The organism is Enterobacter chuandaensis (assembly GCF_003594915.1).
Taxonomy (GTDB): domain Bacteria; phylum Pseudomonadota; class Gammaproteobacteria; order Enterobacterales; family Enterobacteriaceae; genus Enterobacter; species Enterobacter chuandaensis.
The window spans coordinates 13,076-24,669 of record NZ_QZCS01000001.1; the positions used below are offsets into that span (position 1 = coordinate 13,076).

The 11,594-nt window shown below is 57.2% G+C and carries 11 protein-coding genes; 8 read left to right on the forward strand and 3 right to left on the reverse strand.

Annotation, left to right across the window (positions count from 1 at the left end; all coding sequences use genetic code 11):
* Positions 1-108: 108 nt before the first annotated feature.
* The 8 genes from D5066_RS00060 to clcB all read left to right on the forward strand — a co-directional run bounded on the left by D5066_RS00060 (position 109) and on the right by clcB (position 8,530).
* Entirely contained in the window at positions 109-1,236 is a 1,128-nt protein-coding gene (locus tag D5066_RS00060) for an alpha/beta hydrolase (RefSeq protein ID WP_119914683.1), read from the forward strand.
* Between the two features lie 49 nt (positions 1,237-1,285).
* Entirely contained in the window at positions 1,286-2,470 is a 1,185-nt protein-coding gene (locus D5066_RS00065; protein ID WP_119914684.1) for an MFS transporter, read from the forward strand.
* A 197-nt stretch (positions 2,471-2,667) separates the two neighbouring features.
* Positions 2,668-3,411 (forward strand): YoaK family protein, encoded by a 744-nt coding sequence (locus D5066_RS00070; RefSeq protein ID WP_119915024.1) that lies wholly within the window; start codon positions 2,668-2,670, stop codon positions 3,409-3,411.
* Between the two features lie 273 nt (positions 3,412-3,684).
* Positions 3,685-4,395 (forward strand): osmoprotectant ABC transporter permease OsmY, encoded by a 711-nt coding sequence (osmY, locus tag D5066_RS00075; RefSeq protein ID WP_080327254.1) that lies wholly within the window; start codon positions 3,685-3,687, stop codon positions 4,393-4,395.
* A gap of 18 nt (positions 4,396-4,413) precedes the next feature.
* Positions 4,414-5,313: an osmoprotectant ABC transporter substrate-binding protein OsmX gene (osmX, locus tag D5066_RS00080; RefSeq protein WP_119914685.1), complete on the forward strand. Its 900-nt coding sequence runs from the start codon at positions 4,414-4,416 to the stop codon at positions 5,311-5,313.
* Positions 5,314-5,321: 8 nt separating this feature from the next.
* Entirely contained in the window at positions 5,322-5,969 is a 648-nt protein-coding gene (gene osmW, locus D5066_RS00085; protein ID WP_006808875.1) for an osmoprotectant ABC transporter permease OsmW, read from the forward strand.
* On the forward strand, positions 5,969-7,117 hold the full coding sequence (gene osmV / locus D5066_RS00090) for an osmoprotectant ABC transporter ATP-binding protein OsmV (protein WP_119914686.1): 1,149 nt from the start codon (positions 5,969-5,971) through the stop codon (positions 7,115-7,117). The genes osmW and osmV overlap by 1 nt, the downstream gene beginning before the upstream one ends.
* Positions 7,118-7,219: 102 nt before the next feature.
* Positions 7,220-8,530 carry a voltage-gated ClC-type chloride channel ClcB gene (gene clcB, locus D5066_RS00095; RefSeq protein WP_080327257.1) on the forward strand — a complete coding sequence of 437 codons (1,311 nt, stop codon included), beginning with the start codon at positions 7,220-7,222 and terminating at the stop codon, positions 8,528-8,530.
* Here the strand turns inward: clcB and bioD are convergent.
* The 3 genes from bioD to ynfL form a co-directional block, all read right to left on the reverse strand.
* Entirely contained in the window at positions 8,465-9,160 is a 696-nt protein-coding gene (gene bioD / locus D5066_RS00100; protein ID WP_119914687.1) for a dethiobiotin synthase, read from the reverse strand. The two genes, clcB and bioD, sit on opposite strands and share 66 nt — an antisense overlap.
* Before the next feature lie 130 nt (positions 9,161-9,290).
* Positions 9,291-10,511, reverse strand: a complete 1,221-nt coding sequence (gene mlc, locus D5066_RS00105) for a sugar metabolism global transcriptional regulator Mlc (protein WP_119914688.1) — start codon at positions 10,509-10,511, stop codon at positions 9,291-9,293.
* Between the two features lie 130 nt (positions 10,512-10,641).
* Entirely contained in the window at positions 10,642-11,538 is an 897-nt protein-coding gene (ynfL, locus tag D5066_RS00110; protein ID WP_119914689.1) for a multidrug efflux transcriptional activator YnfL/SxtR(Kp), read from the reverse strand.
* Between the last annotated feature and the right edge of the window lie 56 nt (positions 11,539-11,594).

Genomic DNA, 11,594 nt, shown 5'->3' on the forward strand with positions numbered 1-11,594 from the left:
AACCAATCTATAACAATATGGTATTAATTCTAGCAGAATTTGACCTCTAATCAGCACTATTTCTGCTAATTATAATGCCTGTACCACAACAACACAGGGCCCCTTTTCATGAAAACAATCACCCAAAAATTGTCTTTAGCGATGCTGCTATGCGCATCATTAAGTGGAGTGACCTCAATGAGTTATGCAGAAACCACCAACCCAAACGCGCCTGTTTCAATGGTGACAACATGGGACAAAACCTTCGCCGAAAGTAATAAGGTCGACCACCGCAAAGTATCCTTCCAGAACCGTTACGGTATCACCCTGGTGGGCGATCTTTATCTTCCTAAAAACCGTGGTGACCGTAAGCTGGCGGCGATTGCGGTCAGCGGGCCGTTTGGCGCGGTCAAAGAGCAGTCCAGCGGACTCTATGCGCAGACACTGGCGGAAAAAGGGTTTGTTACCCTGGCGTTCGATCCATCCTATACGGGCGAAAGTGGCGGCGAGCCGCGTAACGTCGCCTCGCCGGACATCAACACCGAAGACTTTAGCGCGGCAGTGGATTTCCTGGGACTGCAGAGTGAAGTCGACCGTAACCGCATCGGTATTCTCGGCATCTGCGGCTGGGGCGGCATGGCACTGAATGCAGCATCCATGGATACGCGCGTAAAAGCGGTCGCCACCAGCGTAATGTATGATATGAGCCGGGCGATGGGTCACGGCGTGGGCGACGGTAAAGATCGCTATTCAACAGCTGACCGCCGTGCCGTTCTGCAGTATTTGAACGAACAGCGCTGGAAAGATGCAGAGAACGGTACCTTCGCGCATGGCGGCCATGACATTTATGTCGATGATAACGGCAAGGTAACGGCGGCTGAACGTATTCTGCCGGAGACCTTGCCCGCGGATCCGCATCCGGTTCTGAAAGAGTTCTACGACTACTACCGCATGCCACGCGGCTTCCATGTCCGCTCCGTTAACTCCACTGGTGCATGGACAGCGACCATGCCGCTATCGTTTATGAACATGCCACTGCTGAGCTATGCCGGGGAAATTACTATCCCAACGCTTATTGTAACCGGTGAGAAAGCGCACTCCCGCTATTTTGCTGAAGATGCGTTTAAAGCAGTCGGCAGCAAGCATAAAGAGCTGGTGATTGTTCCAGGCGCAAATCATGTCGATCTTTACGACAACGTTGCCGGGAAGATCCCTTTTGCACAGTTTGAGCAGTTCTTTAAAACCAGCCTGAAATAAACTCCTCTGCCGCCCGTTTTCACCGGGCGGCTCTTCGCGAAATCTGACTATGTCCATATTAAACCACACCACCTCGCAAAATGAGGAACACGCGCACTGGGGCGGCATTTTTGCCATGACACTCTGCGTATTCGTTCTGATTGCCTCGGAATTTATGCCCGTAAGTCTGCTCACCCCGCTTGCCAGAGATTTAAGCGTTACGGAGGGGCTTGCCGGCCAGGGGATTGCCATATCTGGCGCGCTGGCGGTCCTGACCAGCCTCTCCCTTGCACAGCTTGCCGGGAATATAAATCGTAAATACCTTCTGCTGGGAATGACCCTACTGATGGCGCTCTCGGGGATCATTATTGGTTTCGCCCCGAACTTTCTGATGTATATGCTCGGTCGTGCCCTGATCGGCATTGCTATCGGCGGGTTCTGGTCCCTGTCTGCCGCAACGGCCATTCGCCTTGTGCCGCAACATCAGGTCGCTCGCGCGCTTGCCATTTTCAATGGCGGTAACGCGCTGGCAACGGTGGTGGCCGCCCCTCTTGGCAGCTACCTGGGTGCCACCCTTGGCTGGCGCGGCGCCTTTTTTTGTCTGGTGCCCCTGGCGATAGCGGCTTTCTTCTGGCAGTGGTTTAGCCTGCCGGATATGAAAGGAAATAAAAACGGTGCATCGCGGGGAAGCGTCTTTCGGCTATTCCGCCGCCCTGCGGTTTCCGTCGGTCTGGCGGCCTGCGGCCTGTTCTTTATGGGACAGTTTGCGCTGTTTACCTATGTGCGTCCGTTTCTTGAGACCGTCACGCAGGTTAGCGGCTCCGGGTTATCGATGATTTTGCTCGCCATCGGGATTGCCGGTTTCGTTGGCACCCTGCTCGTCGCCCTGGTTCTTAACGCGGCGTTTTACCTGACGTTAATGGCGATCCCCCTGTTGATGGCCGCGATTGCAGGCGCGTTGCTTCTGACCGGACACAGCATCTGGATCGTTCCCCTGCTCTTAGGCTTCTGGGGACTGCTGGCGACGGCGGCGCCCACGGGATGGTGGACATGGATCGCGCGAACGCTGCCTGAAGATGCCGAAGCTGGTGGCGGGTTGATGGTCGCGGTGATCCAGCTCGCCATTGCGCTCGGTTCAACGATGGGCGGTGTGGCGTTCGATCATCTCGGCTGGCAGAGCACGTTTGCCCTAAGTGGAATATTGCTCCTCAGTGCAGCTGTGCTGACGTTTATGCTTTCACGTCTCCACCGATAGCGCGGCGGGGTTAAAGGGAACGGAAATAACGGCAAGGTTTTCATTATTCACATCCGCATCTTGAGCAAGGATATTTTATTTAATTACTAAACCCTTAAACGCGTCAGAGGGAATAATAATTAAGCCATATCCTGGACAGCCCGTTGCACCGCTTTGCTAGCCTGACTATTCAGGCAAAGCTCAACCCGGAGGTATTCTTGCTGATTAGACTCAAGAAAGAACGAACGCACCAGGAGGATCGCCAGCTTGCTCTCTGGCTGGCGACCTCGGCAGGTTTGCTGAATGCCATCGCTCTCGGGGCGTTTGGTTTTTTTCCCTCACATATGACCGGTAACACCTCACAATTATCCAGCGAAGTCTCCTCCACCGACCTGAGCGATATTATTTTCTTCGGCTCAATTATTCTCTCCTTTGTCGCAGGCGCTATTCTTGCCCGCATGATTGTAATATGGGGCATTATCCATAACGTCAGGCTGGTTTTTTGCCAGATCCTGTTTGTCGAGGGGATATTGTTGACCGGCGTCTCGTTTTACGAAATGTATTTTCATGCCCTCACCAGCAACCGCGAAATTATTCTTTTTCTCTGCGGTCTGATGGGCATTCACAACTCCACCTCCACGCAGCTTTCCGGCGGACGGGTGAGATCGACGCACATAACCGGCACGCTGACGGACGCGGGGATATCCCTGGCCTCCGTACTGGTGGCGATGCTGCGCAGGGATTACTCCAAAGATACGGCGGCGCAAAAAAGTCAGCTGAAAACCCATTTAACCACCCTGTTCTCGTTTATGACGGGCGGTATCGCGGGACTGCTGCTGTTCAGGTGGGTTGGGTTTAACGCCATGCTGGCGCTCGGGTTGATGCTTGCCGTAGTCGCGACGGCGTCCATAATAAACATCTCAGTGCGTGTACGCCGCGTTCGTCCTCTGCTAAACAGATAATGATTGCTTGTGGGTGTGACGAGATATTAATAAACGTGACACCGTCACTTTATGAAACATACTTTAGGACTATTCTGCCTGTCCCATAATCAGGCCTTACGCCATAAGGCCTGACCTTAGGTTGTCACTAGTTTCATGGGGTTACTGATTTTCCCCCTTCGCTGGAACCCTTCCCAAACGCTTGCTATAGGTGAGATACCCCTGCCGAAACATGGCATAACAACAGGCAACCGATGGTTGCTATAACGCATGCGCACAGGGAGACACACCGCAATGCACCCATTACTCAAACGTTCGCTGCTGTTTGTCGGCGCTATCATCGTGGTCCTCGCCCTCCTCGTCTGGGGGATCGGGCTTGAGACCATCAAGGCGCGCCAGGTTGACCTGGTCTATCTCGGGCAACAGCACATGATTCTGGTTTTCTCGTCGATGTTTTTTGCCCTGCTGGTGGGTATTCCGGCCGGTATTCTGCTGAGCCGCCCGGCCGCACGGGGCGTCGCCGAATACGTGATGCAAATCTTCAACGTTGGCAACACTCTACCGCCGCTGGCCGTTCTGGCGCTGGCGATGGTGGTGATTGGTATCGGCGATACGCCCGCCATCATCGCCCTGTTCCTCGCCTCGCTGCTGCCGATTGTGCGCAATACCTACGCCGGGCTGTGCTCGGTTCCCGCGTCGTTACTGGAAGCGGCAAACGGCATTGGGATGACCAAATGGCAGCGCCTGCGTCAGGTTGAGCTGCCCAGTGCCTGGCCGGTCATGCTTTCAGGGATCCGCATCGCCACCGCCATTAACGTCGGTACCGCACCGCTGGCGTTCCTGATTGGCGCCAGCAGCTACGGCGAACTGATTTTCCCGGGCATTTATCTGAACGATTTCCCTACCCTGATCCTCGGCGCGGCGGCCACCGCCCTGTTCGCCCTGATCCTCGACACCCTGCTGGCGGCACTGGGTCGCGTGATGAGCCCCCATCTCGCTCGATAACAATAACAAGGAGCTCTTATGAGACTGTTTTCCAGCCTGACGGCACTCTGTGCCGCCGCGCTGTTCACCGGCCAGGCGATGTCAGCCCCGCTGATTCTGGCAACCAAAAGCTTTACCGAACAGCACATTCTTTCGGCGATGACCGTACAGTACCTGCAAAAGAAAGGTTTCCAGGTTCAGCCAAAAACCAATATCGCCACGGTGATCTCCCGCAACGCGATGATCAACAAGCAGATTGATATGACCTGGGAGTACACCGGCACGTCGCTGATCATCTTCAACCACATCAACAAGCGCATGTCGCCGCAGGAATCATACGAGACGGTGAAGCGACTCGACGCGAAGCACGGTCTGGTGTGGCTCAAGTCCGCCGACATGAACAACACCTATGCTTTCGCCATGCAGCGCAAGCGAGCCGAGGCGGAGCATATCAACACCATGTCGGAGATGGTGGCGAAAATTGAGCAGATCCGTAAAACCAACCCGGACAAAAACTGGCTGCTGGGCTTAGACCTGGAGTTTGCCGGACGCAGCGACGGCATGAAGCCGCTGCAGGCGGCGTACAACATGGAACTGGATCGCCCGCAAATTCGCCAGATGGACCCAGGCCTGGTCTATAACGCGGTGCGCGACGGCTTCGTCGATGCCGGGCTGGTGTACACCACCGACGGGCGGGTGAAGGGCTTCGACCTGAAGGTGCTGGAGGACGACAAAGGCTTCTTCCCGAGCTACGCGGTGACGCCGGTGGTGCGTAAGGACACGCTGGAGGCCAACCCCGGCCTGGAAGAGGCGCTCAACACCCTCTCCGCCCAGCTTAACAACGACGTTATCACCGAAATGAACAAGAAGGTGGATATCGACCATCAGTCACCGCAGCAGGTCGCCCGCGATTTTCTGCGTAGCAAGCAGCTGCTGTAGGAGGCGCTATGGAGACGATTCACTACATTCTGGACAACTGGGATTACTTGTTAACCCTGACGCTGCAGCATCTGTGGCTGGTGGCGCTGGCCGTGGGCTTAGCGATTATCATCGGCGTCCCGCTGGGCATTTTGATTGTGCGCCACAAGTGGCTGGCGACGCCGGTGCTGGGGATAGCCACCATCGTACTGACCATTCCGTCCATCGCCCTGTTTGGCCTGATGATCCCGCTGTTTTCACTGATCGGTCAGGGTATTGGTGCCCTGCCCGCGATCACGGCGGTGTTTCTCTACTCGCTGCTGCCGATTGTGCGTAACACCCATACCGCGCTCGACAGCCTGCCGCCGGGCCTGCGCGAAGCCGGACGCGGCATCGGCATGACCTTCTGGCAGCGTCTGCGCTGGGTCGAAATTCCGATGGCGCTGCCGGTGATTTTCGGCGGGATCCGCACTGCGGTGGTGATGAACATCGGCGTGATGGCAATCGCCGCCGTGATTGGCGCGGGCGGGCTTGGCCTGCTGCTGCTTAACGGCATCGGCGGAAGCGATATTCGTATGCTGATTGCGGGCGCGCTGATGATATGTCTTTTAGCGATTGTGCTCGACTGGCTGCTGCACCGTCTGCAGGTGGTTCTGACTCCAAAGGGGATTCGATAATGATAAAACTGGAAAACCTCACCAAACAATTTTCACAGAAACACGGCCAGACGTTTAAGGCCGTCGACAACGTCAACCTGAACGTGCCTGAAGGGGAAATGTGCGTCCTGCTCGGCCCGTCCGGCTGCGGGAAGACCACCACCCTGAAGATGATTAACCGCCTCATCACCCCAAGCAGCGGGAACATCCTGATTAACGGCGAGGACACCAGCGGGATGGACACCGTAACCCTGCGCCGCAACATTGGCTATGTGATCCAGCAGATTGGCCTGTTCCCGAACATGACCATTGAAGAGAACATCACCGTCGTGCCGCGCATGCTGGGCTGGGATAAAGCGCGCTGCAAAACCCGCGCCGAAGAGCTGATGGACATGGTGGCAATGGATCCGCACAAGTTCCTCCACCGCTACCCCCGCGAGATGTCCGGCGGCCAGCAGCAGCGTATCGGCGTCATCCGCGCCCTGGCGGCGGATCCTCCCGTACTGCTGATGGATGAACCCTTCGGCGCGGTTGACCCGATCAACCGCGAGGTGATCCAGAACCAGTTCCTGGAGATGCAGCGTAAGCTGAAGAAAACCGTCATGCTGGTGAGTCACGACATCGACGAAGCCCTGAAGCTCGGCGACCGTATTGCGGTGTTCCGTCAGGGAAAAATCGTCCAGTGCGCCAGCCCTGACGAATTGCTGGCGAAACCGGCGAATGAGTTTGTCGGCTCGTTTGTTGGTCAGGACCGCACGCTGAAGCGCCTGCTGCTGGTTTCCGCAGGCGACGTCACCGACCAGCAGCCAACCATTACGGTGCGGGGATCTACTCCGCTTCCTGACGCGTTTGCCACCATGGACGATAACGATATTCGCGCAATTACCGTGGTTGACGAGCACGGCAAGCCACTGGGCTTTGTGAAGCGTCGCGAAGCCCGCAACGCCAGCGGTACCTGCGCCGACATTCTGCATCCGTTCCGCATGACCGGCAAGGCCGAGGACAACCTGCGCGTGGTGCTTTCCCGTCTGTATGAGAGCAACACCAGTTGGATGCCGATCGTGGACGAGGACGGGCGCTACAACGGCGAGATTTCTCAGGACTATATTGCTGAGTACCTGAGCTCAGGGCGTACGCGCCGGGCGCTGAATATTCATAGCGAGAGTTAATCTTTCCTGCCGGGCATCGCCCGGCTTTTTCGCACGCATACCTTTTGCTAACCCCGCGATTTCCCGCCACAATATCGTATCGACCCCGTTTAATCGCGACCCATGCAACGTCTTCACGCTTATCCCGACATCCGCGCGATGTTTCGCCGACTGCTGATTGCCACCGTTACCGGCGTGCTGGCCGCGCTGGCCGTTGCGGTATTCCGTCACAGCATGTACCTGCTGGAGTGGCTGCTTCTCAGCAACGACAGCGGCAGCCTGGTGAATGCCGCCGCGTCGCTCTCACCCTGGCGACGCGCGCTAACGCCAGCGCTGGGTGGGCTGGCTGCCGGTTTGCTGCTCTGGGGATGGCAGCGCCTGAACGCCCAGCGTCCCCACGCGCCGACCGATTATATGGAAGCGCTGGAGACCGGTGACGGCCAGTTTGACTACGGCGCCAGCCTTGTGAAATCCCTTGCGTCGCTGCTGGTCGTTGCCAGCGGAAGCGCCATCGGCCGCGAAGGGGCGATGATCCTGCTTGCCGCCCTCGCCGCCTCCTTTTTCGCCCGGCGCTTTACGCCCAAATCCGAATGGAAATTATGGATCGCCTGTGGTGCCGCCGCCGGGATGGCCAGCGCCTACCACGCCCCCTTAGCCGGAAGCCTGTTCATTGCTGAGATTCTGTTTGGCACGCTGATGCTGGCCTCGCTCGGCCCGGTGGTTATCGCGGCGGTGGTGGCACTTCTTACCACGCAGCTTCTGGCACCCGGTGCCGGTACGCTCTACGAGGTCCATCTGAGTGGCATCCTCACCGCGGCGGATTATGCCCTGCTGGTCGCGATGGGGCTGGTGGCAGGTCTCTGCGGGCCGCTGCTGATGTGGCTGATGGCGTTCAGCCACGGGCTTTTCCTGCGTCTTAAGCTTTCGCCGCCGTGGCAGCTGGCGCTCGGCGGCTTGATCGTCGGCCTGCTGTCACTTCTGACGCCAAAGGTGTGGGGGAACGGCTACAGCGTGGTTCAGGCTTTTCTGCTCGCGCCGCCGCTGCTGTCGGTGGTTGCCGGGGTGTTTATCTGTAAATTACTGGCGGTGCTGGCAAGCAGCGGTTCGGGGGCGCCGGGCGGGGTGTTTACGCCCACGCTGTTTGTCGGTATGGCAACGGGGATGCTGTTCGCGCAGCTGTTCGCGCTGTGGTTGCCGGGTTCAGAGACGGCGATTCTGCTGGGGCTGGCGGGAATGGCAACGCTGCTCGCTGCGACCACGCATGCGCCCATTATGTCGGCGCTGATGGTCTGTGAAATGACCGGGCAGTATGTTTTACTGCCCGGTTTACTGGTCGCCTGCGTGATGGCGTCCGTACTGTCGCGGACGTTACGCCACGACTCGATCTACGGTCAACACGCTACCGAGGGCAGAGAGATCGATGTACTGCGCTAGCTCACGCTGCTCGGCGCGAGGCAGATAAGGCAGCTCGCCCACCAGCGGGCCAGGCAGTTTGGTGCTCAGCACGTCGATGATCTCCGCGTAGTGCGCCAGGCCCGGATTAATGCGGTTTGCCACCCAGCCAACCAGCGGCAGGCCGTCATTGACAATCGCCTGCGCCGTCAGCAGCGCGTGGTTGATGCACCCTTCCTGGATACCCACTACCATCACCACCGGCAGCTGTTCCTGCACGACCCATTCAGACAGCGGGCGCAAATCATTCATCAGGCTACGCCAGCCCCCCGTCCCTTCGACGACGACGTGATCAACCTTCTCGCTCAGGTTCGCCAGGCCGTCGGATAACAGGGGATAATTAATCAGGCCGCTGTGCGCCACGCTGCTTTCATCTTCGCTTAACGCAATGGGATTGACCGCGTGGTAAGGCAGTTCCAGCGACGAGACGCTTTGCAGCACCAGGGCGTCTTTATTACGCAATCCCTCTGGCGTCTCTTTACTGCCTTTTGCGACCGGTTTGTACCCTGCGACGCGTTTACCGCTTGCTGCCAGAGCCTGCAGCAATGCGCGGGATACAACGGTCTTGCCGACAGAGGTATCTGTACCAGTAACAAAGAAACGCTTAAGCATGACTCACTCCACCTCTTGGGTATGCTTCGAAAATATCAACCAGGTAAATAATTCAGTGGAGGAAGTCTACGGGATGCGTGCGCTACCCGGCTTGAGATAGCGCAATTTTTCTTACATCTGCGGAAAAGAGTTAACCCTGTAACAGGCGGATAAGCAGCGAGCCGTTGTACATGGCATCTTTGACCAGCGCCGCACCTGCCATTGTGCCCTGATTGGAAAACTGAGTACTTTCCACGGCAATATTCCTGCTGTAGGCGGGTAGCGACTGCTGCTGAATACAGGCCGTAATCGCCGGGAAAAGGATCTCCGCCGCCTGGCTCAACGGTGAGCCAATCAGGATTTTCTGGGGATTGAAGAGATTCACCATAATCGCCAGAATGCGGCCTACGTTATTTCCCACCCCGGTAATAATGTCCTTCGCCAGCAGGTCCCCCTGGCGCGCGGCGGCGCAGAGTGAATCCACCGTCAGGGGTTGGCCGTGCAGCGAGGAGCTCATGGACTGGCTGAGCCTCACCTGCGCCAGCTCCAGCACGCTTTCCACGCTGGCAATGGTCTCCAGACAGCCATGGTTCCCGCAGTAGCAGCGCTTACCGTACGGGTCGACCTGGGTATGGCCGATTTCAACCAGGCTGCTGCTTCCGGCGTGGAGAAGACGTCCATCGGTAATCACCCCCGCGCCGACGTTGTGATCGATGACCACCTGAATGACATCCCGCGCACCGCGCGACGCGCCGAACAGCGCTTCCGCCATCGTCCAGGCGCTGATGTCGTGCTGAATATAGACCGGCACGCCGGTATGGTTTTCCAGCACTTCGCCCAGGGGCATCTCTTTAACATCGTCGTAAAACGGCATGCGGTGAACAATACCATTTTCGGTATCAATAATGCCGGGCATGGTGATGGCAATCGCCGTTAGGCGTTCAAGCCGTTGCTGATGGCGGATAAAAAAGCGATCGATATGGGAGACAATCGCATCGAGAAGCGGTTCCTCGGCGTTGAGCGGCAGTTCGAGCTGGTCTTCCACCACCAGCTTGCTGCTGAGATCGCGCAGTGCCAGGAAGATCTCCCCGCGGCTGATGCGCAGTGACAGGTAGTGCCAGGCTTCCGTCTCAACCACCAGCCCGACCGCCGGACGGCCACGGCTGCCCGGCTCCTGAATTTCCGTCTCCTGGACCAGGTGCGCTTCCAGCATTTCGCGGACAATCTTGGTGATACTGGCAGGTGCCAGTTGTGCCAGGCGCGAAAGATCGATACGCGAAACCGGACCAAGCTGATCAATCAGGCGATACACCGCGCCAGCGTTGGTCTGCTTAATCTGATCGATATGCCCTGGCTGACTATCAGCAACCACCTCGTACTCCCTTATTTTCGAGCTTCGAAATAAACTTTTGGCTATGGTGAAGCACTTCCATGGTTGCCGTCAAATATTTACTTAGCCATGTGATTTACCGCACAATTTTACCCGTTTTTCATGCAAAATATCAGACGGCAGATGCGCGAATTAACTGTTGTTTAAAGCGCTGCGCAGCATGACTCTGTTCACGATGTTTTGACCACACCAGCCACATCTCCGAAACGGCATCCTCTTCGGTGATGGTAACCCAGCGCATTTCACGCAATTGTACCCGCTTAAAGGAGGCCGGGAGTATCGACACGCCCAGCCCGGCGGCAACCAGACCGATAATGGTCATCGCTTCCCCGACCTCCTGGGTGATGACCGGGGCAAGATCGTAGCGGCGCATCAGCCCCAGAATATCGTCATACAGTCCCGTTCCGACCTGCGGGTCAAAAAAGACAAACGGCTCTTTTGCCAGTTCTGCCAGCGAAACTGTCGGACGCGTTGCCAGCGGGTGATCCTGCGGGATCATCGCCATCAGCGGTTCACGCAGGATCACCTCCCACGCCAGCGTGTCCGGCAGCTGGGTATTACGCATTAATCCCAGATCGAGCGCCCCCTCATTCAGCGGCGCAATCTGCTCGCGGGTATTAATTTCGCGCGTCTGAATATGCACATCCGGAAAATGACGGCGGAATGTCGAAAGCGTCTGCGATACGGCGCTGATAAACGGCGCGGACGAAGTAAACCCGATCCGCAGCTCTCCGGCTTCCCCGAGATAGAGCCGTTCCGCCCGCGCGGCGGCGTCGTCGACCATGCTCAGGATTTGGCGGCTGTCGGCCAGAAACTGTTTTCCCGCTGCCGTCAGGCTCACGCTGCGGTTAGTGCGGGCCAGAAGACGCGCCCCCACCTGCTGTTCAAGGATCTGAATCTGCTGGCTGAGCGGCGGCTGAGAGATATTCAGCCTTGCCGCCGCGCGGCCAAAATGAAGTTCCTCAGCGACGGCGACAAAGTAGCGAAGATGACGCAGCTCGATATTCATATTTTTAAAGTATCATTTGAGATTATTAATATATTAGACAGAATATTTACATTTTC

Coding starts and splice junctions, on each gene's coding strand:
- D5066_RS00060 (WP_119914683.1), top strand. CDS start 109: ATGAAAACAATCACCCAAAAATTGTCTTTAGCGATGCTGCTATGCGCA.
- D5066_RS00065 (WP_119914684.1), top strand. CDS start 1,286: ATGTCCATATTAAACCACACCACCTCGCAAAATGAGGAACACGCGCAC.
- osmY (WP_080327254.1), top strand. CDS start 3,685: ATGCACCCATTACTCAAACGTTCGCTGCTGTTTGTCGGCGCTATCATC.
- osmX (WP_119914685.1), top strand. CDS start 4,414: ATGAGACTGTTTTCCAGCCTGACGGCACTCTGTGCCGCCGCGCTGTTC.
- osmW (WP_006808875.1), top strand. CDS start 5,322: ATGGAGACGATTCACTACATTCTGGACAACTGGGATTACTTGTTAACC.
- osmV (WP_119914686.1), top strand. CDS start 5,969: ATGATAAAACTGGAAAACCTCACCAAACAATTTTCACAGAAACACGGC.
- clcB (WP_080327257.1), top strand. CDS start 7,220: ATGCAACGTCTTCACGCTTATCCCGACATCCGCGCGATGTTTCGCCGA.
- bioD (WP_119914687.1), bottom strand. CDS start 9,160: ATGCTTAAGCGTTTCTTTGTTACTGGTACAGATACCTCTGTCGGCAAG.
- ynfL (WP_119914689.1), bottom strand. CDS start 11,538: ATGAATATCGAGCTGCGTCATCTTCGCTACTTTGTCGCCGTCGCTGAG.